General features: G+C 65.8%; 21 protein-coding genes and 1 pseudogene. 11 read left to right on the top strand and 11 right to left on the bottom strand.

Features of this window, described 5'->3' with window-relative positions:
* Positions 1 to 240: 240 nt before the first annotated feature.
* Positions 241 to 468 (bottom strand): hypothetical protein, encoded by a 228-nt coding sequence (locus tag ACK41C_RS20265; RefSeq protein WP_409658397.1) that lies wholly within the window; start codon positions 466 to 468, stop codon positions 241 to 243.
* Positions 469 to 581: 113 nt separating this feature from the next.
* A pseudogene (locus tag ACK41C_RS20270) lies at positions 582 to 704 on the bottom strand (hypothetical protein); the annotation flags it as partial.
* A gap of 244 nt (positions 705 to 948) precedes the next feature.
* On the opposite strand from ACK41C_RS20270, the gene ACK41C_RS20275 reads away from it, so the two are divergent.
* The 9 genes from ACK41C_RS20275 to ACK41C_RS20315 all read left to right on the top strand — a co-directional run bounded on the left by ACK41C_RS20275 (position 949) and on the right by ACK41C_RS20315 (position 12,916).
* Positions 949 to 1,938 (top strand): AAA family ATPase, encoded by a 990-nt coding sequence (locus ACK41C_RS20275; protein ID WP_409658400.1) that lies wholly within the window; start codon positions 949 to 951, stop codon positions 1,936 to 1,938.
* A 10-nt stretch (positions 1,939 to 1,948) separates the two neighbouring features.
* The gene (locus ACK41C_RS20280) at positions 1,949 to 4,288 is read left to right on the top strand and encodes a S8 family peptidase (RefSeq protein WP_409658403.1); all 2,340 of its coding nucleotides are present in this window, start codon (positions 1,949 to 1,951) and stop codon (positions 4,286 to 4,288) included.
* A gap of 568 nt (positions 4,289 to 4,856) precedes the next feature.
* Positions 4,857 to 6,692: a DUF4209 domain-containing protein gene (locus ACK41C_RS20285; protein WP_409658406.1), complete on the top strand. Its 1,836-nt coding sequence runs from the start codon at positions 4,857 to 4,859 to the stop codon at positions 6,690 to 6,692.
* Between the two features lie 30 nt (positions 6,693 to 6,722).
* Positions 6,723 to 7,397, top strand: a complete 675-nt coding sequence (locus ACK41C_RS20290; protein ID WP_409658409.1) for a hypothetical protein — start codon at positions 6,723 to 6,725, stop codon at positions 7,395 to 7,397.
* Between the two features lie 381 nt (positions 7,398 to 7,778).
* The gene (locus ACK41C_RS20295) at positions 7,779 to 8,984 is read left to right on the top strand and encodes an ABC-three component system protein (RefSeq protein WP_409658412.1); all 1,206 of its coding nucleotides are present in this window, start codon (positions 7,779 to 7,781) and stop codon (positions 8,982 to 8,984) included.
* 1 nt (position 8,985) lies between these two features.
* Positions 8,986 to 9,498: a three component ABC system middle component gene (locus ACK41C_RS20300; protein WP_409658415.1), complete on the top strand. Its 513-nt coding sequence runs from the start codon at positions 8,986 to 8,988 to the stop codon at positions 9,496 to 9,498.
* Complete coding sequence (locus ACK41C_RS20305) at positions 9,495 to 11,429, top strand: DUF3732 domain-containing protein (protein WP_409658418.1); 1,935 nt, start codon at positions 9,495 to 9,497, stop codon at positions 11,427 to 11,429. The genes ACK41C_RS20300 and ACK41C_RS20305 overlap by 4 nt, the downstream gene beginning before the upstream one ends.
* Before the next feature lie 199 nt (positions 11,430 to 11,628).
* Positions 11,629 to 12,267: a helix-turn-helix domain-containing protein gene (locus tag ACK41C_RS20310; protein WP_409658421.1), complete on the top strand. Its 639-nt coding sequence runs from the start codon at positions 11,629 to 11,631 to the stop codon at positions 12,265 to 12,267.
* A 34-nt stretch (positions 12,268 to 12,301) separates the two neighbouring features.
* On the top strand, positions 12,302 to 12,916 hold the full coding sequence (locus tag ACK41C_RS20315) for a DUF3800 domain-containing protein (RefSeq protein WP_409658424.1): 615 nt from the start codon (positions 12,302 to 12,304) through the stop codon (positions 12,914 to 12,916).
* A 727-nt stretch (positions 12,917 to 13,643) separates the two neighbouring features.
* On the opposite strand, the gene ACK41C_RS20320 is transcribed toward ACK41C_RS20315, so the two are convergent.
* The 6 genes from ACK41C_RS20320 to ACK41C_RS20345 all read right to left on the bottom strand — a co-directional run bounded on the left by ACK41C_RS20320 (position 13,644) and on the right by ACK41C_RS20345 (position 17,383).
* Complete coding sequence (locus ACK41C_RS20320; RefSeq protein ID WP_409658427.1) at positions 13,644 to 14,225, bottom strand: hypothetical protein; 582 nt, start codon at positions 14,223 to 14,225, stop codon at positions 13,644 to 13,646.
* 14 nt (positions 14,226 to 14,239) lie between these two features.
* Complete coding sequence (locus ACK41C_RS20325) at positions 14,240 to 14,572, bottom strand: hypothetical protein (protein WP_409658430.1); 333 nt, start codon at positions 14,570 to 14,572, stop codon at positions 14,240 to 14,242.
* Positions 14,573 to 14,755: 183 nt separating this feature from the next.
* Entirely contained in the window at positions 14,756 to 14,959 is a 204-nt protein-coding gene (locus ACK41C_RS20330) for a hypothetical protein (protein WP_409658433.1), read from the bottom strand.
* 91 nt (positions 14,960 to 15,050) lie between these two features.
* Positions 15,051 to 15,284, bottom strand: coding sequence for a hypothetical protein (locus ACK41C_RS20335; RefSeq protein ID WP_409658435.1), 234 nt, complete (start codon positions 15,282 to 15,284; stop codon positions 15,051 to 15,053).
* 543 nt (positions 15,285 to 15,827) lie between these two features.
* The gene (locus ACK41C_RS20340; RefSeq protein WP_409658453.1) at positions 15,828 to 16,175 is read right to left on the bottom strand and encodes an ATP-binding protein; all 348 of its coding nucleotides are present in this window, start codon (positions 16,173 to 16,175) and stop codon (positions 15,828 to 15,830) included.
* Between the two features lie 39 nt (positions 16,176 to 16,214).
* Positions 16,215 to 17,383, bottom strand: a protein-coding gene (locus ACK41C_RS20345) for an IS3 family transposase (RefSeq protein ID WP_409658438.1) whose coding sequence is annotated in 2 segments (ribosomal slippage) — positions 16,215 to 17,125 and positions 17,125 to 17,383 — 1,170 coding nt in all. Because the reading frame shifts where the segments join, the coding sequence is not laid out codon by codon here.
* A gap of 64 nt (positions 17,384 to 17,447) precedes the next feature.
* Here ACK41C_RS20345 and ACK41C_RS20350 point away from each other — a divergent pair.
* A complete protein-coding gene (locus ACK41C_RS20350) occupies positions 17,448 to 17,771 on the top strand; it encodes a hypothetical protein (protein ID WP_409658441.1) in 324 nt (107 codons plus the stop codon).
* A gap of 199 nt (positions 17,772 to 17,970) precedes the next feature.
* Positions 17,971 to 18,306 (top strand): hypothetical protein, encoded by a 336-nt coding sequence (locus tag ACK41C_RS20355; protein WP_409658444.1) that lies wholly within the window; start codon positions 17,971 to 17,973, stop codon positions 18,304 to 18,306.
* A gap of 222 nt (positions 18,307 to 18,528) precedes the next feature.
* Here the strand turns inward: ACK41C_RS20355 and ACK41C_RS20360 are convergent, their stop codons facing one another.
* The 3 genes from ACK41C_RS20360 to ACK41C_RS20370 all read right to left on the bottom strand — a co-directional run bounded on the left by ACK41C_RS20360 (position 18,529) and on the right by ACK41C_RS20370 (position 22,240).
* Positions 18,529 to 21,414, bottom strand: coding sequence for a M16 family metallopeptidase (locus ACK41C_RS20360; protein WP_409658447.1), 2,886 nt, complete (start codon positions 21,412 to 21,414; stop codon positions 18,529 to 18,531).
* Between the two features lie 102 nt (positions 21,415 to 21,516).
* On the bottom strand, positions 21,517 to 21,789 hold the full coding sequence (locus ACK41C_RS20365) for a hypothetical protein (protein WP_293467820.1): 273 nt from the start codon (positions 21,787 to 21,789) through the stop codon (positions 21,517 to 21,519).
* Positions 21,790 to 21,901: 112 nt separating this feature from the next.
* Positions 21,902 to 22,240, bottom strand: a complete 339-nt coding sequence (locus ACK41C_RS20370) for a restriction endonuclease (protein WP_409658450.1) — start codon at positions 22,238 to 22,240, stop codon at positions 21,902 to 21,904.
* Positions 22,241 to 22,355: the final 115 nt, after the last annotated feature.

Consider the following 22,355-nt stretch of genomic DNA (forward strand, 5'->3'; position numbering starts at 1 on the left):
GGAGCTTGCGACACGCCCGCGCAAGGCGCCCCGCCTCGCAGAGTTTTCGCACCTCTCGGCATGTGGCTTCAGGCGACAGGCCGATGAAGTCCGTGAGCTCGATCTGGCTCAGGGGGAGGGCGCCGCGCCCGCCACCAGCAGATGCGAAGAGGCATCCAGACAGGCGGCGATCCGCTCGGCGGCGATCCGCTCGGCGGCGGGCAGACTGCGGATCGAGAGCAAGCGCTGGGCGAAAACGCGTTAGTGGCCAAGGCAGCGCTGGGCGACCTGCATCAGCGGATCAGGCCGGCCCTTCGTCGAGCGGACGAAGGCTGCACCCGGATAGGCCATGAGTTCGAGGTCCGCCCTCGCCTCGGGGGTGCAGTCCCGGTCGTCGAGCGCGAAGCCGAACAGGTCGCCCGGGAAGCAAGAGCCGACGATCTGTCTGCGACCGTCGCTTGAGTAGAGCAGGAGACGCAAGCAGCTCATCAACGAGTTCGTGACCCAGGCTCTGGCGGCCGGAGCTGGCGATCCCGGGCTCGCGGTCGCCGGCTCGCGTCAGCCCGGGGTGGTCACGGTGATCGGCTCCGGCGCCGGCGACCTTCCCCGACAACCCGCTTGCCGAGCGTATCTTCCATGTGGTTGGGCTTCTCGCGCTTGCGTTCCAGCATCTTCTCCACCGGAATGCCGGTCCAGCGGGAGGCGACGCCCGCGATGTGCTGTGCGACACCAAGCTCAAGCCGGGTGACTACTACAGGGATGTCGATGGCGTTTGGCATCGCAAGTAGCCCTGCGGCGCAGGGCGTGAACCCTTCGTCCAAAACGGCGCTATCGCTCGTCGGGCGCAGGGTCGCGGCCATCCGCCCCCTCGCGCAGCGGCATGGTTGACGCCATCTTAAGCCCTGGCGCCGAATGGTCGGGGTCTCGGAATTCCATTAACGTCCCGCGGGGCATTGAAGACGAATCGTCATGGCGCGCGGCGAGCTGATGAAGAAACTGCTGGCGAGCTACGGCCGGGACGACGAGTTCCGGGCCGTCGCCGAGCAGATCATCCTCGAAGAGGAACAAAAGAACAACCGCGTGCTCGCCCGCTCGCTTCGCAAGACCCTGGATAACGCCCAGCCTGCGACGCCCGCCCCGAGGGCCCTGGCGCCCCTGATCCCGTTCCCCGACGCCGCCAGCGACTTCGTCGAGCGGGTCGAGCCGGAGCACAATAAGAGCGACATCGTGCTCAGCGATGAGAACGTGCGCGTGTTCGTCGACCTGATCCACGAGTTCCGCCGAGGGGACGAAATCCGTCGGCGCGGCCTCGACGTTCGCTCGAAGCTGTTGTTCTGCGGGCCTCCCGGGTGCGGCAAGACCCTCTGCGCGGAGGTGTTCGCAGCCGAGCTCGGGCTACCCCTCTACGTGGTCAAGATCGATCGGCTGATCTCGTCCTACCTTGGCGAGACGGCGGCCAACATCCGCAAGATCTTCGAGTTCGCTCGGAAACAGCCCTGCGTCCTGTTCCTCGACGAGTTCGACGCTCTGGCGCGGTCGCGCGACGACACCAGCGAGCACAATGAGCTGCGGCGCGTCGTCAACAGCCTGCTGCTGTTCATCGACCGCATTCGTCCCAAGGGCTTCATGATCGCCGCGACGAACCTCGACCAGTCGCTCGACCCGGCGATCTGGCGCCGCTTTGACGAGGTGATTTGGTTCGACAGGCCCGACCGGCAGATGATCGAGCGGTTCCTTAAGCTGAAGTTCAAGAACGTGGCCCTTGACTTCGATCCGCTCGCCCAGGCGGGCAAGCTCGAAGGCTATTCCTATGCCGAGATCGAGCGCGTCTGCGTCCAGGCCATCAAGTCGGCCGTCATTCATCGGCGCAAGACCGTCCGCGAGCAGGACCTCCGCCGCGCCATCGCCGATGAGGTTCGCCGCCGATCCGGAAGGGCGCGCCTGAAGGCCTCGGACTGAACAAGCCGGCATGCCGCGACACGACCACTTGCGGCTTGTCCGCCTGCCTGAGCAGCTGGAGCGCCGCAAGCGGCCTGGCGGCGGCGGCGCGCCCGCGCGGGATCCGGGTCATCACAGCGGCCGGCTCGAGGCCGAGCTCACCGCGGCGGTGGAAGAACAGCAGCGCCGCCGTCGACCGGAGTTCGTCGATCCGTCCCTGATCCTCCGCGTTCGCATGAACGGCATGACGCTGGAGGAAGACTGGGAGCGGCTCGGCCTGACGGTGCTCTCCACCGATGAGGACAAGACGCTCGTCCTGTTCGCTTCCGAAGATGATCTGCGCGGCTTCCGCGAGCGCCTCGCCGCCTATGCGCGGGGCGTCCCAGACGGGCAGGCCTCACCAGCGTACAGCGGGTTCATCAATCGCGTCGAAGAGATCGCCGCGGTGACCCCTCGGGACCGCATCGGGATCCGCCTGCGCGAGGAGGGCTTCTCCGCGCCTGCGGACTTCGCCGATGGTCGCGAGTTCGTCCTGGACCTGGAGCTCTGGGACTTCGGGCGCCGCGAGGCGCGAACGCGCAAGCTCGACCAGATCGCGGACTACATCGAAAGGCGGGAAGGGGAGGTCCTGGACCGCTATGTCGGCCCGTCGATCACCATGCTGAGGCTGCGCGCCGACGGGGCGGTCGTCAGGACGCTGCTCGATGTAGAGGAGGTTGCGGCTCTCGATCTCCCGCCTGAGCCGGACGTGGCCATCGGCGAGGCGTTGAACCTCACGCTGGAAGAGCTTCCGGCCCTCGCCCCCTTGCCGGACGACGCGCCCATCGTCGGCGTCATCGACAGCGGGGTGAATGATCACCCGTTGTTGGCCGACGCCATTGTGGGAGCCATAGGTGCGCCGGAGAGCCTGGGCACAGCCGACGAGTGGGGCCACGGCACCCGGGTGAGCGGCGTGGCGCTGTTCGGCGACCTGCGGGCGCAGCTCGAGGCCGGACAGCTCGCGAGAACCGCCAGGCTGGCCGTCGCCAAGGTGATCAACGACCGCGGCGGCTTCGACGACCGTCGCCTCGTGCCGACCCAGATGCGTGAGGCGATCGCCGGCCTGCACGGACGGTTTGGCTGCCGCATCTTCGTCGTGGCGCTTGGCGATCCAAAGCGTCCGTATGACGGCGGCAAGGTCGGTCCCTGGGCGCAGACGCTGGACGAGTTGGCCCGCGAGCTCGACGTCCTGATCATCGTCTCGGCCGGCAACCGCGCGCCGCGCGGCGGCAATCGGATCGAGCAGGCGGTGACAGACTACCCGGGCTATCTCACCGAACCCGCCAATCGCATTTGCGAGCCCGCCGGCGCCATGAACGTCCTGACCGTCGGCGCCTTGGCGCATGGGGAGGGGCTGGGGCCAGAGTTCGCCGACGACGTGCATGTTCGGCCGATTACGCGGGAGCTGGAGCCAGCCCCGTTTTCCCGCGTCGGCCCGGGGATCGGGGGCTCCACGAAGCCGGACCTGGTGGATGTCGGCGGCACGATGGTGTTCGACCCTATGGTCGGGCGGCTGCGCCTCGGCGAGGATCTCGCTTCCGCCGGCGTGCTGACCCTCCATCATCGCTTTCTGGACCGTCTCTTCACCGCGGGCTCCGGCACGTCATACGCAGCGCCCCTGGTGGCGTCGAAGGCGGCGCGGCTTCTGGGCCGGTTCCCGAACGCGTCAGCCAATTTGATGCGGGCCCTTCTCGCCGGCGCCAGCGAGGTCCCGCAGCCGGCGGAGCTGCGGCTGCAGCCGCTCGGCAATGACGCGGTAAGGGCGGTCTGCGGGAATGGCCGGCCCGACGCCGAACGCGCTGCCTACTCGGACGACCATCGCGTGGTCCTGTTCGCCGAAGGCGAACTGCCGCTCGACCATTTCGCCGTCTATCAGATCCCCATACCCGAACTCTTCCAGGCGGGAGGGCGCCGCACCATCCGAGTCAGCCTCGCCTACGATCCCCCGGTCCGCCATACCCGCGCCGACTATGCGGGCGTCGGGATGAGCTTCCGCCTCGTTCGCGGTTGTGATCCGGCGCTGATCTTCGATCACTTTCGCCGTCGCACCCAGGCGGAGGGTCGCCGCCCCGATCTCGACAATCGGTTCAACTGCGGCATGGCGCCGGGGCCGCGCGAGCGCGAACGGAACACCGTCCAGACCGCCAGCGTGACCTTCACGCGAGACACCGACGCCTACGGCGGCTCCTACCACCTGGTGGTCCGATGTGAAGCCGGCTGGGCGGCCTCGTTCGAGACGCGCCAACGCTTCGCCCTCGTGGTCGAGATGCAGCACCAGACCGAGGTTCAGCTCTATGCCCGCCTCCGCGCCCAGGTTCGCCTGCCCGCCTAAAGGCGTTCAGGGTCGCGCTGCAGCCTGATCTTGATCTACCCCTCCGCACGCTTGGCTCAGCTGCAGCAAAATCTGCGTCTCCAGCCTCTTGTGGGCCCACCCAAGCGACCTAAATCGACCAAGGCTACGCTTGCGCAGGAGAGGAGGAACAGCGGTGCTTCATCCCATTTCGGTCATCCCCACGCAGGCGGGTTGGATGGTGCAGTCTGAACAGCTCGCCGCGCCGCTCGTTTTCCGATCGGGCGCGATGGCGGAAGACGCAGCCTGGCGCATTGCACGGGCGCTCACGGACAAGGGCGCCTGGGCGGAGATCAAGGTGACCTCACCCGACTACGTGCGGCTGAGCCGCTTTCTCTGTCCCCCAGCGTCGGTAAGCGACGGGTCGTGTACGCTCCCAGAGTTCGCCACGGCGGCATGAGGAAAGGGCCGTCGGGCGAGGCGACGCCGCTAGGTCTCTCGCGTTGGGACCCGCCGAGGCGCGCATCTATACCTATATACCTCTACGGGCTCCCGCCCATGTCGCCGTCGGCCTGTCTCTACGCGGGCGGTCAGTCCCGCGAGATAGACCATGGCATCATCATCGACCCTGCGTGACACGCCTGACGAGGTGCTGGCCCGGTTCGATCGCGCCGGCGGTCCTGTCGACCTGACGGACGTGGCTGAGGCGCTGCGAGTCGGTGCAGCCGAAGGCGAGCCAGAGCTATGGAAGCCCGATCGGCTGGCGGCCGAAATCCGGCCGTATCCCCGCAACCCCAGCCCCTGGGGCGGCTACTTCGGACCCCGCTTCAGCGCCACCTATGAGAATGGCGAGGTCGTGGAAAGCCCGCCTCTGGCGGCCGTGGATGCGGACGTGCTGAACGCTTGGCGGCTACGCGCCGATGGGCTCACGACGCCCACCTTGAAGGCCCACTACGCCGACTTGATCTGGGAACTTGGGCCGAAGGTGCTGACCGGCGCGCGGCGCGAACCCCACTTCGCGCGATTGGCCATCGACGCTTACCGCGCCGCGAGCGGCGTTCCCTCCGAGCAGCGTCTCCACGCCTTCATGCACCTGCGCCGCGCGCTCGGGCTTGCCATTCAGCTGGATGATCAAGCCTTTGTGGACGCGATCCGGGCCGAGATCCTGCAGCTCCACGGGGTGGCGCTGAGCGAAGGCGAGCTCTGGTGGCAGGCCTATGACATCCTCTCGGAGCAGCGGAAGTCCGGCCTGACCGAGGCGGAGAGGGCGCAACTCGTGGCGGACCTGGAAACCGTGCTCGCCGGCTACGCCGACGCCGCAGACCCGAAGCGCTTCGACGTTCATTTCGTCGAACGCACGGGCGAGCGGCTTATCAAGCACTACCGTCAGGCAAAGCAGGGCTCCGAGGAGAAGCGCATTCACGCGATCATCGCCCGCGCCCGCGAACACCATGCCAGTCGCACCGAGGCGCTCGCCGCCTCGAGCGTGCTGAACGACAGCATGGAGTCCTATCGGAAGGCCGGGCTCGCCGACGACGTCGAGCGGGTCCGCCGCCTCATGCAGGCCAAGGTCCGCGAAGCACGCGACCAGATGGCGGAAGTCAGTCAGGAGGTCCGCATCTCGTTCGACGAGGTGGAGGCCTTCCAGGCGCGGATCGTCGAAGGCTCGGTCGTGGATGCGTTCGCTCGCATCGGCGCTGAGTTCATGCTGCGCCGAGCTCAGCTCGAGGAGCAGCTGTCGACCATCGGAGACGCCGCGCCGCTTATGGCGATGATCCCGCAGCAGATCATCGGCGAGGACCACGTCGTCGCCACCGTCGGGAGCATCGAAGACGACCCCTATGGCCGCGTCCTTCGGCACGCCCATTTCAGCCTCAGCATGAATACGCCCTGGCTGGGGTGGGCGTTCGAAGCCGCGATCGAGCATTACCGGTTGCACGCTGGCTACTTTGTGGCCTGGAGCAATCGGGGCGGGCTGTTTGGCGACGGCGCGCTGTTGTCCGACGGACTGGAGGCTTGGTTCGAGGGCGACCACGTGAAGGCGGTGCATGTGCTGGTGCCGCAGATCGAACGCGGTTTCCGCAACCTGATGGGCCTGGTTGGTCGGCCGACGAGCAAGCCGCACCCCAAGTTCAAGGGCGCGCAGGTGGCGGTGACGATGGGGGACGGGCTCTACAGCAAGGAGACCGTGGCGGCGCTCGGCCGGCACGGACCCGACCTCGCGGTGCATCTCGCAACCCTTTATGCCGATCCGCGCGGCCCGAACCTACGCAACGAAGTCGCCCATGGCCTGCTCGCTCGCGATCAGATGGAGCAACAGACAGTCCTTTGGCTGGTCCAGACCGTCGTGCTCCTCGGCCTGTGGCGGGCTCCTGGCGCCGCGGCGACGGCCAACCAATCGTTAGAATCGTCGACCTCAGGCACGGAGGCACGAATCACTGGCTGAACTAAGCTTCAGCGGACGATCGAGGTCCTGATGCATCCTGCTCTGAAACGGCTGATCGAAGCCAACGCCGAAGTGACAAAGGCCCAGCAGGCGCTGGAGGCCGCCCAGGACCAAAGGCGCGCCTGCGCTCTACAGCTGTCCGAAATTGAAGATGAGGCTGAGCGGTGGCAGGCGGCGCTGTTCGCCTACGCCAATTTCGGGAAGGGGCTCAGCCTCCAGCTCGCTGAAGCTGCGACGGGTCTGCCAGGCCGGCGCGCCCAATCCACCTTTCTCGTACGCGCAGGGCGCAAGGAGCACCAGCCCAAGGGACACGGCGGCGGTTCAGTCCAACCTGCGGAGCCGATGACGGAGTGGCCGGCGCCTGATGCGCTCGAGAGGGAGCTCATCCATTCCCACATCGCACATGGACAAGCCTATTGGATCGATAAAGGCCTTGGATGGGGGAACGTCAGGATCGCCCTCGAGCCTCAAGTGGCGGAGGAATACCTGGTGGATCCGACGGGCGCCATGGCGCGCCAAGCTGGCCTCAGCCGCGAGGACTTCGTCGAGTGGCTCTCTTCGGAGGGGTCGATCCGCTGCGAGGGCGTCACTCTGACCGGCGCCAGGTGCAAGGCTGGCGTCGTCGGCGTTTCGAGCCAGCTTCCTGTGAAGGCTTGGAAAGAGGCTAAGGCAAAAGGCGGCTACTGCAGCCGCCACGGCGGATGAGTCGCGGACAGTGAAGATCTGGCATGCTTAATGGTATACCAGGACTTCATCAGCATTGCCTGAGATTATCAAGAGATTCTGTCAATATTTCCGATAAGATATATTAGGCGCAAATAGTTTCAGGTAGGCGGATTCACTTCTAAGCCTCTAACAGGTCAAAGTTTTTGGGGTAGCCGCCGATGGAGACCTGCGCAATCAGCGTCTGGCAGCAAGGGAGCACGTCGACCGGCCGTGAAGTAAGAAGCGCAAACAACGGATCCGAACTAGTGGAACCGTCAAGCTAGACGGGCACAACTTCGAAGCGATCCATTTTGGCGCAACCCCTGTTAGTGGCTAAGCTCGTTTTCAGAACGATGTTTCACGATTCGATGGAGCTGGGGGTTGATCGACAACAGCGCCTTCGCAGCTGCCCCGTCGCTCGCGGGCTACCTCTACCAAGCCCGTGTCGCGCTCGCTCTATGCCTGCGCTACGCCTATGTCGAAGGAAGCGTCGAAGTGGCGGTCGAGCGCCTGGACGACGTCTCTTTCGAGAGTGACGGCCTGCCAATTGAACTACTTCAGACAAAGCATCGCTTAACGCGCAGGAGCGACCTGTCGGACGCTTCGGCTGATCTTTGGAAGACGCTGCGAATCTGGAGTGAGCAGGCCAAGGCCGATCCCTCCCTGCCCAGTCGAACGCGGCTGGTGCTCATGACAACCGGCGTGGTTGATGACGGTGCAATTGCCGCTCTGCTGCGGCCGGCGGAGCCCGGAGGCGTTATCTCGGGCGAAACGGCGCGCGAGGCCTCTGAACGCCTGACGCTTGTCGCTGAGTCCTCTGCGAACACCGCGTTGAAGCCTTCCTTCGACGCCTATCTGGCTTTGACGCCTCGTATGCGCGCCGCGTTGATCAGCGCCGTGCAAGTTCTGGACGGGCAGCCAATGGTCGCCGAGGTCGGTGAGGTGATTGAAGCGGCGCTTCGCATGGCCGCCCCACGTGGTCAGGCGGGTCGAGCGCGGGAGTTACTCGAGGGCTGGTGGTGGCCGCGGATCATCGAGGCCTTGGTCCAGACGCCAGTGCAGCCGATCTCGATCCTGGAGATCGAAACCAAGCTGGACGAAATCCGCGAGACCCTCCAACGCACGACTCTGACGACGGAGTTCGAGGACGCTTCACCGCCGGACGCTGAACTGAAGGCGTACGAGGGTCATGGGTTCGTTCGTCAGCTCCGGGCCATTGGCATCGGCGGCAACCGGATCGAGCACGCCAAACGCGACTACTATCGAGCGTTCTCGCAACGCTCTCATTGGGTCCGCCAGCACGCAGTCCTCGACGGCGAGATGGCCCGCTTCGAGGCGACCCTCGTCGAGGAGTGGGAGCCTCGGTTCAACGCCATGTGCGATCGCCATCCGGCGACCCCGCCGGACGACCAGGCGCTCCTGGAGGCCGGCCAGGAAGTATATCACTGGGTAGAGACCGAAGCCCGCTTCCCATTCCGCACGCTCGTGAAGCGTTTCCTCAACGTCGGCTCCTACCACATGCTCGCCAACGCACTCCGCGTCGGATGGCATCGCGACTTCCAGAAGATCGGCCGGGACGAGGACTGAGGTGGCTGAGACCCGCTGGAGCTTGAGATGGAACGAGCGGCCGTCCGAGGAGGCGGCCCTGTTTAATCCGGCCTTTTGCGGCGAGCTCATCTACCGCTGCGTCTTCGAGTACGAGGGCATCCGGGCGACGCCCATGCCGCTCGCCCTGGCGTTCGTCGTCCTGCCCCTGACCTTGCATCCGGCGACCCGCGTCATCCTGCCGGGACGAGCGAACGCGACCCTAGTCACCTGGGCGGCGGAGCGTGGACCACATCTTGCGGAGTTGCCCGACCGCGTGCTCGCGCTCCGTCCAATCGCGCGCGAGGCGCTGCTGTTCATGACCCAGGCCGGGGCCTTGGCGGTCACAGCGGCCGGACTTCAGCGTGGTGACGCCCCACTCAGATTGTCGGCTAAGCGCCCGGCGGCGACCCCTGAGTCCGAGGAGATCCGCCGCGCCGCCGGTTTGCTCGGACGCTGGTTCGCGAACCAGGGCGGCGCCGCAGCCGTACTCCAAGCTCTAGGAGTGAGACCTTGACGCTGCAACTTCGCGCTATCGCGATCTATTCCCACACAGGTGAGCGCCGCGAGGTCACGTTCGAGCTCGGGGCGTTAAACATCGTCACCGGCGGGTCGCAGACGGGGAAGTCGGCCCTGCTCGACATCCTCGACTACTGCTGGGGACGGGACGAATGCACCATCCCGCGTGGCGAAATCCGCCGGTCCGTTTCCTGGTTCGCTGTTTTGCTCGACCGGGACGGTGAAAACGTTCTGATCGCCCGCCGCAACCCGGAAGGTTCGGCGAAGGTCAGCGACGAGATTCACTTCGAACGCGGCGTGGCGGGCCTGCCAGTGGACGCTTCTGGCCTGGCGAAGAACTGCACGGCCGATGGCCTGAAACTGCGGCTATCCAGTCTGCTGGGCATCTCCGAGAACCTCTACCAGCCGGAGTCCGGCGCGACGCGTCTGCCCCTAGAGGTCTCCTCACGCCACGCCATCCTTTTCTGCCTGCAGTTCCAGTATGAAATCGCCAATCCGCGACTGCTCTTCCACCGCCAGAGCGACGACTACGTGCCGGCCGCGATCAAGGACTCGCTGCCCTACTTCATGGGTGCCATGGAGGAAGATCACTTCCTCAAGCTGAAGCGATACGAGGACGCGCGGCTGCGCCTGCGGCGGCTCACCCGTCAGTACGAGGAAGCAAAGGCGCTGACGGACGAGCAGGCCGGCACAGGCCGAAACCTTCTCGCGGAGGCCCGGCGCCATGGTCTTGTGCCGGCCGATAGCGCGCCGGACAGCGTAACGGAAATCCGCGCCTTGCTGTCGACCGTCGCGGCTGGAAACGCCCTGCCCACCGCTGGGTTAGACGATCCTGCGGCGGACCTTTCGGATCTGGAGGAGCGCCGCCGCGCCGTCCGAGCGCAGCTCGGCGATGTCCGGGAGGAAATCAACGACCTGCATAGGCTGCAGCGCGAGGCTACGGAGTTCGAGAAGGAAGCGGGCGAGCAGCGCGCGCGATTGGCGGCCATCGGCCTCGTATCCGGCGACGCAGCCGCCAACGATGTCTGCCCTCTCTGCGACAGCCACCTGGCGACACCAGTGCCATCGGTGGAGGATGTCGAGCGCTCCCTGAGGAACCTGGAGACGCAGCTTCTGACGGTCGAGCGCGACAGCCCGCGCTTGCAGGGCCGGCTCCAGGACCTCGAAGCCCAGCGTGCCAAGCTGGAGGAGGACCTTCGCACCATCCAGGGCGACATCTCGCAGCGTATCGCCGAGAACGAACGGCTGCGGACGGAGCAGGCCCAGTTCACAGAGCAGGCGCGGGTCCGCGGGCGGATCGGCTACTATCTGGAGAAGGTGCAGGTCGTCGCCGCAGACGAGGGCTTGAGGCTCGCCCTGGCGCGAACGGGCGCCGAGGTCGACGAGTTGGCCAAGGCCATCGACCGTGAGGCGATGGAGGAGCGTGTGGCGACGGCGCTCGGCGTGATCGCTCGCGAGCTGACGCGATACGCCGGCGTTCTGGCCCTAGAGCATGGCGAGAACCCGCTGCGCCTGGACCGGAAGAACCTCACCGTCGTCGCCGATACGATGGAAGGACCGTTGCCGTTGACCCAGATCGGCAGCGGCGAAAACTGGGTCGGCTATCACTTGGCCGCGCACATGGCCCTGCACAAGCTGTTCCGGCTGCGCCACCGGCCGATCCCGGCATTCCTGATGCTCGACCAGCCGTCTCAGGCTCACTACCCACCCGAAAGCGACGTCGGGCAGATCAGCGGCGCTGACAACGAAGATCAGCGCGCGGTGGCCCGGCTATACCGGGCCCTGTTCGATTTCGCGGCCGATCTGAAAGGCGAAATGCAGGTGATCGTCACCGACCACGTCGAACTGCTTCAGCCGTGGTTCCGCGAGTCGATCCGTGAGCGCTGGCGCGACGGCATCAAGTTCGTTCCCATCGACTGGCTGCGCTAGGCCGCGCCCCGATATCTTCTGCGTCGGCGCTCCTCCGAAGCCGGCGCAGCAGCATGGGGCTACGTAAACGACGGATTTGGGCGAATTCGACCGGTCGCGAGTGACCGGTCCAACCCCGTTACTCGTTATCCGCGTTTCCCGGTTATCCGGCTTCCCGGTGCATCCTGATTCTGTCAGGACGTTGACGTCCGGACCAGGAGTGGACATATACGTCCTGTCGAACCGGACATTGATGACCGGTCGACCACCATTGAAATGCCTGTCCGGGATCAACATTGTCCAGGGCGACAAGGAGATCCCGATGAGTGAAGACACTAACACAGGCGATGAAGAAGTCACGCCCCACCCCACCGGTCGGGCGAAGACCACGCGGCAGTCGGAAGAGAAGTGGGGTGCCGAGGTGATGGCGCTCGGCTTCTGCGTCCTGCCGTCGCTGCTGCTGCGGGCCCAGGCGCGGCTCGGCCTCAACCCGACCCAACTCGCGGTGCTGCTTCAGCTTGCGGACTTCTGGTGGTCGCCTGAGCGAAAGCCCTTTCCCAAAAAGGCTGATTTGGCCGCCCGCCTGAGGCTCAGTGAGCGCCAGGTCCAACGGCACATCGCCGATCTGGAGAAGGGCGGCTTTGTCCAGCGGATCGAGCGGACCTACGGGCGCCGCGGGAAGATCTCCAACGAGTACGACCTGTCGGGTCTCGTCGAGAAGCTGAAGGTGCTGGAGCCGCAGTTCCGTGAGGTGGCCGAGGAGGCCAAGGCGCGCAAGAAGGCAGTGTCGACGCCGGGGTACAAGCCGAAGCCCAAGTCCAAGGCGAAGGCCGAGCCCGTGGCCGGAGACGCGGCGTGACCCAGCTCATGCCGAAAGCGGGGCACGCCCAGCCGTGACCGCCGCGCTCAACAAGAAGGTTCTGTGCTTCATCGACGAGTACGGCACCGCCGGCGCCGGCGACCTGTCGCTAGGCGCAGTGCTGGTGCTGGCTCGCGACGCAGGGCGCATCGACCGGTGCTTCACTGGCCTGCTCGAAGCCAACGCCAACGAAATCCATGCTGCGGACATGGACGACGGCTACCTGCAAGGTTTGCTGCACCGCTTCCGGGAGACCGCGCCGGCCGACCGCCTTGTCATGGTCAATCAATGGATCGGGCCACGAGAGGGCGCCGGGCCTTTGATCTACGCGCAGGCGGTGGTGGAGACCGTAAAGATCGGCCTGAAGCGGTTTCAGAAAGACGTGTTGAAGCGCGGGACCATCGGCAACGTTGAGGTCATCACCGATCAGAACCATCACAATGATAATGACGACTTCCGGCGGGAGATCGCACGCTCGCAGCAGCACGATGGCCGTTTCAAGGGCGTCAAGCGCGTGGTGACAGTGGACTCGGCGGCCTCGCGCCTGCTCCAACTTGCCGACGTCGTGGGCTATGCGCGCAAATGGGTCGATCAAGGCGCATTCGACGCCCGCGCCCTGCGCGAGCAGTTCGGAATCCAATTGCCGTGAACGAGAAGGGCCGCCCAAAGGCGGCCCTTGAAAAGGTGTAGGAAGTCGGTGGTCGGCAACCGAGGCTTTTGGCTTCGGGTAACCACGGCGCTTGCCAAACACACGGCCGGACAAGTCGCCTGCAGGACTTCCTGCATTCCCAATCTAGCGAAACGGGCCTGAAAAATCAAGTTTGCCCGGTCACTGATGTCTCGTGGGGCGGCGAAACCACTCCAGGCGCCAAACGATCGGAGCGCGCGCAAAGTTGCGTCTGCATCCCTTCACATGGTGCTCAAATGCCTAGCTGGCAACCCAAGTTCGAAGCTTCAACGCTTGGACGACGGCCAAAGGTCGAACCCAACCCCTTCACTTGAGCCGACCTTCCCAACGTCAGCTAAGAGTCACGAGTGGCGGTTCGGCGAGCGGGTCTGCGTGCAATCACTTCGCCTCCGCGACATCAACTTGCAGCACGCTAGCCAGAAAAGAGCTCTTCTTGCGGACAGAAATTCGCGGCAAGGGGTAGTTGGGGTCTGCCCGCGGACAGCAACTCTGATCCGTTAGAAAGCCAGAGTTGTAGTCCCGAACCCCCACCTCGCGGAACTCATCCGCCGCACCTGCCCCCGCCAGGCGCTCAAGAGGTTTGAGAGCTGGGCGCAGGCGCCCGAGCGCGAACAGCTATAGATATAGCGCGGGCGGATGAACTAGAACTCCAGAGCTCAAGCCCGCAGGTCCGGCACTGCTGCCAAGGCTAGTCAGTTTTGACACATGCGACCTGGCAGCCGATCATGGTCGACGAAGATTTCAGCATTCCTTGGGCATAGGCTTTCAACGCCTGCGCCTCCTCAGGATGCTGCGCGATAAGGTCGCCGACATGGGCGAGCGCCATCCTCACGAATGACATGCAGACGATCGCGCGGCGCTCTGCCGACGTGAGCGCGCGCAAGGGGCGCATCATGCCCTCGATGACGGCGTCGGTACGCTGATCCAGCTCCGCCAGGCCTGCAGGAGAGCGGATGTCAGGACGCCAGGCGTGCCGGGCATCGAGGTTGCCGTGGTAGCCCCACTCCAGACTTGCAAGGCCGTCTTCTTCAACCCGATCGGCCATTGACCGGAGCAGGCTCGCCGCCTCGAACCATCGGTCTTGGCTGCGGCTTTTGTAGGTTGGCCCACTGACAGCCGCGGCGACAAAGGCTTCGGCGATGTCCCAGCCCACCTCGTTGCGAGATTCGCCCAGTACCGCGGAATCAAAGTCCCTCAGCCTGAAGAAGGCGTTGAGGAGAACGTCGTAAACCTGAGCCTTGTACTTCGTGCGCTCCGCTACGTCCGACATCGATCCCTCTGCGCCTAGCGCATCTCGACCGTCCCGACCACGTTCGACGGACGTTTCAGAGCGATCGAAATGCAGTATTCTATCAATGGACTATCAGGCTGCTCCGCCGTCCGATTCCTGAGCACCGCCGGCGGCTCTAAGGCGTAGGCGGCGGAGGTGTCCACATGGAGCACCTTAGCCACTCGGCGATTTCTTCGATCTTCCTGGATGCGCCCTCGCATGGTGGTCCCTGCTGGTACAGAAACATACCCGGCCGGTTTCAGGACGGAGACGTGCAGGAAGGTGCCGCCGGAGCCGTCCTCCAGTTCCATTAAGGTGAATTTCTTGACGAGCTGAAACCAGCTCACCCGACCGGACCCGGTTATAGTCGCCTTATCGCCACTGCTGCCCCCACAAGGCCTTGGGTCCGGCTCGCTTGTCAGGAGCGCATCCACGTCTGTCGACTGGTTCCATTCGCGCTTCGCTCAGGCTCACTCTGGCGCCATCCTTCTCGCTTGCGAAGGGGGCTACTCGGTGAGGGCCAACGGCGCCTACTCTGAGAAGAGCGTAAGTCCCGTGGCCGCCCTGCCCTCGAACACGATGATCCGGCGTTTCCCCTGCCAGAGTTCCGCCGATTGGTTGGCGCGCCGCTCCTCGGCGAGCTCAATGGCGGCGTGATCGGTGGATGCCATGAACTCGTCGCTGCTCGTGATGTGTCCCGCACCATTGAGGAAGTAGAGTCTGTACCCAAACACGCCCGCAACCTCCGGCACGCGCCTTGGCGCGTAGACCGTCCCAACCCGTAGATTTCAACCGGGGCCAACCCCTCAGCGGCGCGCCCTGCCCTCAGCCTCGCATCACCAGTTCCGCTTCGCACACCGTATCGGCCGCGGATTGGATGTCAGAACAGAGGAAGGCAAGGGTGTCTCTGCAGCTGCAGGCGGAATCGGCGAGGCCGTCGGCGTCGAGCACCTCGACCCCCCGACCGCTCTTGATCACGCGGCGCTTCTGCAGCGAGGAGATCGAGGCTGCGATCGTGGTGCGCTGTACGCCCAGCCGGCCCTCGCAAGGTGTAGTCATCCCGACAACCTCACCTTGGCGACTTGTCTATAACGCTCCCATGACGTGCGAGGTCACCGAACGCTTCTATACTTTCCTGGGAGTCCGCGCCGATGGCGGCGTTCCCGTCATGGATCTCCGCCCGGCCTTGGACGATCAAACGGCGATCCGCCTGGGCCACGCGCTGCTTCGGGAGCACGGCACATGCACGCGCTTCGAGGTCTGGCGAGATGGCGAGATCGTCACCGTCCTTAGCCGTGACGGCTTTAGCGGGTGTCGCGGTTCAGCTCTATAAAGTCGGCCGTCGATGACTGATGTTGACTACGTCAAGCGAGCGGATGAAGCCGAGCATCTTGCGCGACTTGCTCGCACGCCGGGGGAGCGCGCTCACCTGATGAAGATCGCCGAGCTGTGGCGCCAGCTCGCGCATTCTGGCGCGGGGGCCCGCAAAGGTGGCCCGGCGACGCCTGAAGGTTGACCCGACCCCCCCCCGCGTTTAGCCTGGTTTAGGCAGAGGCGGCCAAGGTGGCCGCGACACGGCAACCCAATACGGCTGGGGCGACCCTAAGACGGAAGGGTCGCATGCCTCGGGAAGAACTGGACCTCCAACGTTGTCCCAGCGCTCGTGCTGCTCAAGTCAAACCGCCCGCGCACCTGGTCCGTCAACGCCCGGATCAGCTTGCGCCCAGAACCATCGCTGGGCGCCTTCTCGCTGATCCCCTTGCCGTTGTCGGAGATCCGCAGCAGCGCCTTCTCGTTCTTGGTGGCTCGAAGCTCCACCGTGATGATCCCCCCGTCGGGACCGAAGGCATGCTTCACCGCATTGGTGATCGCTTCGTTGATGATGAGGCCCAACGGCAGGGCCTGTTCGATCGACACCTGTAGTCGATCCAGGTGCAGGTCGAAGGCGATGTGTTCGACCGAGTGACCTACCCCCCGCCGGTCCCTCGATCATTGTGAGAGCCCTGGGGGTTGATAGTTGATCTCCAGCGTCGGCGGTAGCGGCCGGCCGGTGGAGCTGATCACGTTGCGCAGCCGGCCGGCCGCGGGGTTCAGCCGCACGGCTTCCGGGGTCAGTCCGCCGTGCGCCGAGTGCGGGCGCACGTGGTTGTAGTCGAGCCGCCAGCGCTCGATCACGGCGCGGGCCTCGGCCAGGTTGGCGAAGACCTCCTCGTTCAGGCATTCGTCGCGCAGCTTGCCGTTGAAGCTCTCCACGAAGCCGTTCTGCTGCGGCTTGCCGGGCGCGATGTAGTGCCAGTCGATCCCGGTGCGGTTGGTCCATTCCAGCATCGCCCGGCTGGTCATCTCGGTTCCGTTGTCGCTGACAATGGTCGCCGGCTTCCCCCGCCGGGCGATCAGGGCGTCCAGCTCGCGGGCCATGCGATGGCCGCCGATCGAGGTGTCGACCACCAGCGCCAGCGCCTCGCGGGTGAAGTCGTCGACGATGCACAGGATCCGGAAGCGCCGGCCCCAGCTCAGCGTGTCGGCGACAAAGTCCAGGCTCCAGCGCCGGTTCGGGCCATCCGGCAGCGCCATGGGCGCTCGCGTGCCTGTGGCGCGCTTGCGACCACGGCGCCTGCGCACCGCCAGGCCCTCCCCGCGGTACAGCCGGAAGAGCTTCTTCTTGTTCATGCTGACGCCCTCACGCTCGAGCAGGATGCCGAGCCGCCGGTAGCCGAAGCGGCGTCGCTCCGCCGCCAGCCCCCGCAGCCGCTCGCGCACCGCCACATCGCCCGGCTCAGCCACGCGACGCACCGTCTTCGGATCGACCTGGACCAGCCCGCAGGCGCGCCTCTGCGAGAAGCCGCGCTCCGCCATCAGGCGAAGCACGGCCTCCCGGCGCGCTGCAGGCCCGATCAGTTTTTTCCCAGCAGATCCTTCAGCGCCGACACGTCCAGCATCGACTCCGCCAAGAGCTTCTTCAGCCGCCGGTTCTCGTCCTCCAGCGTCTTCAGCTTCTGGGCGTCCGACACGCTCATCCCGCTGTACTTCGCCTTCCACCGGTAGAAGGTCTGCTCGCTGATCCCGTGCCGCCGACACACCTCCGCCGTCGGGCTCCCGGCCTCCTGCTCCCGCAGCACGCCGATGATCTGCGCCTCGTTGAACCTGCTCTTCTTCACGTCCGTCTCCTTGCATGGACGGACTCTCACTCAGAACGAGGGATCAGGAAGGGGGCAGGTCATCTTGCATGGGCTCGGCGCGTCGGGTGAAGGTCTGACGGCCACGCTTCTGTCGACGTTCGTCGGCGAACGCCGGGCTCAAGCCACATATCCCGACATCATGGGCTGTGAGGTGAGCTGCGAGGTCGTGGCGACTGGCTGGCCGTTCGTGTTCGTTCGGGACTACACCGGCATGTCGGTCGTGAACTCGGCCGACATCACCGAAGTCATATTTGCTGGCGACAAGCTCGACTGGGCGCCGTTCGCTGCAGATGTTGTGCTTTGGTCCGCCGGATTCCTGCTGCTGATCTGGGCTTTGCGGCGCGGGCTGCGCGCGCCAATGCGTTGACCAGGCCTCGTGCCCGCGCCGAGGTGCGGGATCGGGCCGGAGGCAACCCGGGAGCGGTCCCGCGGGGGCGCTCGGCACGCCTTCGCACCTCGGGGTGGCCAGCCCGATTGTCACCTGCGCACCGGATGTTGTCGGATGTCATGGGTATCGTGCGTCCTTTCAGACGAAAGCCACCGTTTCGCGGGCAGAGGAGAACAGCATGCCGAAATTCTTGGCGATCTATACGGGGGAGCCGGACAAGCCCGGTGCGCGACCCGACGACCAGGTAATCGCAGAAGGCATGAAGGCATGGGGCGATTGGATGGCCCGCTATGCGAGCCGGATCATCGATGCCGGCGGCCCCCTGGGCGCAACGAAGAAGGTCACGTCTGCCGGCGTGGAGGACACGCACAACGCAATGGCGGCCTACGTCATCGTTGAGGCTGAAGATCACGAAACGGCGGCGCAGATGTTCATCGACCACCCCCACTTCCGGATTTTCCCGGGGCTAGGCGTCGAGGTGATGCCTTGCCTCCCGGTGCCCAGCGCACCCTGACCGCTAACGCCTGACCCGATGCTGTGCGCAACGAGGTCAGTTGCGCTTAGCTCCTCAGGCGGGCGGACCACGCGACGTGTAGCCCCGCAGCGGACATACCGGTCTCGTGCTCAAGCGGCCCAACCAACGGGCGCAAAGGCCAGGGTCCGCGGCGCCCCGGCGCCGCGGACCGTCGCCTGCTATGAGGGATGAGCGCAAGTGCTCAAGGCGCTCTACTTTTCCTCACTCGACCCGCTCCGCCTCCACTTCAAGGCCGAGGCCCTCCAACTGGGGGCGCACGCGGGCGGCGTCCCCGACAACGATCCAGACGATCTTACCCGGATCGATCATTGCGCGCGCCGCGGCGTCGAGCTGCGGCGCCGTCATGGCGCGATAGCGCTCCGCGACCCTCTCCCAATAGTCATCGGGCCGTTTGTAAAGGGCGTTGCTCCGGAGCGCGCCAAGGACGGCGGCCGACGTCTCGAACTGCCCGGCCAACTGGCGGGTGTTGGCATTCACCACCTGCCGCAGCTCCGCCGGCGTCACGCCCTTCTCGGCGACGAGATCACGGACGTGACTCAGAAGCGCCTGCACGGCCGGGCCAGTCTTGTCGGCCTGAACCGGCGCAATCAGCAGCAGGCTCGATCGATCCTCGAGCAGGTCGACGCTGCTCCGGGCGCCGTAGGACCATCCCTTGGTCTCGCGGAGGTCCATGTTGATCCGCGAGAGGAAGTTGCCTCCGAGGACCTCGTTCACCGCCCGCAGATGCAGCGTGTCATCGGCGCCGCGAACAGGGAGAACCTGCCCAGCGTAAATGTACGACTGCGGCGATTGAGGCCGATCCACCAGGACCACCCGCGGTCGGGCGACTGGAGGTTCGACCGCAAAGCTCTTCCGGCCCATGGGCGAGGCGGGCGCCCGCCAGTCGCCGAAGCGGCGCTCCAGCTCCGCCACGAGCGTCGATAACGGGACGTCGCCGACCGCGAAGAATGTCGCCGTGTCAGGCCGGATCCAGCTCTGATGCAATCGGACAAGGTCGTCGCGCGTCACAGCCTTGATCGCCGCCGTGTTTCCGACGCCGCTCGGCGGGCGTCCATAAGGGTGATCCGGACCGTAGATGAGCGGCGGCAGCGCCCGCTGCGCCAGGCCGGACGGCTGCGTCAGCTCCTCGGCGATCAGCGCCAGCTGCTGGGCCCGCAGCCGCTCCACTTCGGCCGGCGCGAACGCCGGATTGCGGATGACGTCGGCCAGAAGGTCGAGCGAGCGCCCCAGGTTCGGCGTCAGCGCCGTGAGCATGATCGCCGACCGGTCCCGGGTGACCACGGGTTGGAGTTGGGCGCCGAGCCGCTCCTGCTCCTCGGCGATCTGGACCGAGCTACGCGTCGTGGTGCCTTCCGGCAACAGCCGCAGCATGAGGGTCTGCTGACCAGAACCATCGCGCGGATCAGCGGCGACACCCGCGTTGAATTCCGCAGCGAGGCGGATCACCGGCACAGTCTGCCGACGGGCGTAGACGACCTCTATGCCGTTGGAGAGACGCGCGCGCTCCACCGCGGGGAAGTCGAGATTGGCGATCTGGCCCACCGCTGGCGGTGTCCGCCGTGCGCGCACAGCGCCGTTCGCCCCATTCCCGGCCGGCTTCGCAGCGGCCGCCTCCCGCTGCGTTTGAGACGATTTTGCGCGCAAGAGAGCGCCGGCGGCGGCCGCCTCTTCGTACGGCCCCCGCTCGCCGGGCGCCACCGTGAGGGCGTAGACCGGGCGGGCCAGCCACTTCTGCAAGACCCGCTGCACGTCTGACGGCGTCACCCGGCCGAGCGCCAGGAGCTGCTTGCGGTAAAACTCCGGATCGTTCGCATACAGCGCCCCTTCGGCGAGCGCCGTGGCCTTCCCGCCGAAGCCGCCGACCTGCTCCAGCCCGCGGATCCGACCGGCGACCTCTGTCGTGACAACCCGCTGGACCTCGTCAGCCGTCGGTCCCTTGTCGCGAAGCTCGGCGATGATGGCGTCGAGCCTGCGCGCCACGGCGGTTGCGTCGACGCCTGACTTCACGTCCACCTGAACCTCAAAGATGCCCACTCGGTGGAACGCCTGGTTCTCGGCGGACACCCGCACCGCCGTCTGGTCCTTGCGCACGAGTTCGTTGTCCAGCCGCGAGCTGGACAAACCGCCCAGGACCCCGGCGGCCACCGTCAAGGCGGCGCTGTCAGGATCGAGCAGCCCAGGTACGGCCCAATTGCGATAGAGCCGCGTGTTGGCGACGCGGTCCTTCATTTCCTCGGTGACGGGCCGCGGAAGGGTCGGCACCGGGGCTTCGGCCGGCCGGTTTTCGGGCCCGCGAGGAATGTCGCCGAAGTACTTCTCGACCAGCGGCCGCGCCTCCGCGGCCGAGATGTCGCCGGCCAGCACCAGCACGGCGTTGTTCGGTCCGTACTTGGCGCGGAACCACGACGCCACGTCCTCGAGCGAGGCGGCGTCGAGGTCAGCCATCGAGCCGATCGTGGCGTGGCGGTATGGATGTCCCGGAGGGAACAGCGCCGCCAGCTGCGCATATTCGACCAGGCCGAAGGGCTGGTTGTCGCCCTGGCGCTTCTCGTTCTGGACGACCCCCACCTGGTTCGTGAGCGTCTCCTGGTTCACTGCTCCGAGCAGGTGGCCCATCCGGTCACTCTCGAGAAACAGCACGCGCTCAAGCGCCGGTCGCGGTACGGTCTGGAAGTAGTTGGTTCGGTCGAACCAAGTGGTCCCGTTGAAGTCCGTCGCCCCCACCTCACGCAGCGGCTCGAAGTAGTCGCCGGGCGCGTTCTCTGAGCCGTTGAACATCAGGTGCTCGAAGAGGTGGGCGAAGCCCGTTCGCCCTGGCGCCTCGTCCTTGGACCCCACGTTGTACCAGACCGACACCGCCACCACCGGGGCCTTGCGGTCCTCGTGCACGATCACTCTCAGCCCGTTGGCCAGGGTGAACTGCTCGTAAGGGATATCCACCTTTCGCAAGAGCTCCGCGACCGCCGCGGGCGGCGGATCGGAGATCGAGACGCCCGGCGCCTGCCGAGCCTCGGCTGCTAAAGCCGTCGCGCAGCCAGCGACCATCACTGTCGAAACCATCAGTAATCCCATAAGCAAGCGGCGCATCCGACCTCGTCCGCACATGTATCTGAAACGGCGGCCAAGACGCCGCGCATCCGAGGCGGCGATGTAGGGCGAAAGAAGCGGCGCGGAAGACTCGTCTGCGAGTCATGCCTCCTCGATGCGACGGAGCGCGTCACGGATCTCCAGGAGCGGAACCGGCTCGTCGGACCCCGGAAGCTGGCGCAGGCCGGGGTGATCCGCCGGCGCGAAGGCGTCGGAGGCCCATGCGGCGAGGATTTCGCGCTTCTCCGCCGCCGTCAGGCCCGGATCCTTCACCACGTCTTCAGGTCGGTTGAAGCCGATCGGCGGGCGCATCAGCTGCGTGAGAAACAGGAACCGGGCGTGCCCGCCCGCAGCGCTATCTCGCGGCTCCAGCATCTGCCTTCTCCAGAATCTTGCCTCGGAGTCCCAAGTAAGCTGGGGCGTCTGTCAGCCTCTTCAAGAAGCTCAATCGTGGCCGGGGACGTTGGGAGCCCTCACACGGACTGGGTCAGTTGAGGATCTCCTTGAACGGCGTCCGCTCGAGCTTCGCCGCCCGCACCTTGGTGCGGATGAAGTCCCGCAGGTCCCCTTCCCTCTCCAGCAGCGCCACGATTTCCCGCAGGGTGCAGAGCACCAGGACGCGGTGCTGCAGGAAGTCGCGGCAGGTCTCCAGAGCGGCGGGCGTGAAGTTGGAGGCGGAAATGAAGATGCCCGAGACGCTGTTGCGCATCATCAGCCGCGTGATGTGCGGGCTGATGTCGCCGGGGCCCAGATCGACGCCCCACCACTTCATCTCCACCAGGTAAAGGTCGTTATCGATCTCGACGACGCCGTCGATCTGCTCCACGACGCCGCTCGTCCCCCCGCCTTTCCGGCGAAAATCCTGTTCTCACCATCCCTTGTTCGGCACTGTAGGTTTTGCACGCCGGCGGCCGCGCCTATCTAGGCTGTAGACCGTAACG

This window comes from Phenylobacterium sp. (assembly GCF_046290725.1).
GTDB lineage: Bacteria > Pseudomonadota > Alphaproteobacteria > Caulobacterales > Caulobacteraceae > Phenylobacterium.

Bases quoted from the DNA above. Each gene is read 5' to 3' on its own strand.
- ACK41C_RS20365 (WP_293467820.1), bottom strand. From the start codon at position 21,789: ATGCTGGAGCCGCGAGATAGCGCTGCGGGCGGGCACGCCCGGTTCCTG.
- ACK41C_RS20355 (WP_409658444.1), top strand. From the start codon at position 17,971: ATGCCGAAATTCTTGGCGATCTATACGGGGGAGCCGGACAAGCCCGGT.
- ACK41C_RS20360 (WP_409658447.1), bottom strand. From the start codon at position 21,414: ATGCGCCGCTTGCTTATGGGATTACTGATGGTTTCGACAGTGATGGTC.
- ACK41C_RS20290 (WP_409658409.1), top strand. From the start codon at position 6,723: ATGCATCCTGCTCTGAAACGGCTGATCGAAGCCAACGCCGAAGTGACA.
- ACK41C_RS20335 (WP_409658435.1), bottom strand. From the start codon at position 15,284: ATGACTACACCTTGCGAGGGCCGGCTGGGCGTACAGCGCACCACGATC.
- ACK41C_RS20280 (WP_409658403.1), top strand. From the start codon at position 1,949: ATGCCGCGACACGACCACTTGCGGCTTGTCCGCCTGCCTGAGCAGCTG.
- ACK41C_RS20265 (WP_409658397.1), bottom strand. From the start codon at position 468: ATGAGCTGCTTGCGTCTCCTGCTCTACTCAAGCGACGGTCGCAGACAG.
- ACK41C_RS20275 (WP_409658400.1), top strand. From the start codon at position 949: ATGGCGCGCGGCGAGCTGATGAAGAAACTGCTGGCGAGCTACGGCCGG.
- ACK41C_RS20285 (WP_409658406.1), top strand. From the start codon at position 4,857: ATGGCATCATCATCGACCCTGCGTGACACGCCTGACGAGGTGCTGGCC.
- ACK41C_RS20320 (WP_409658427.1), bottom strand. From the start codon at position 14,225: ATGTCGGACGTAGCGGAGCGCACGAAGTACAAGGCTCAGGTTTACGAC.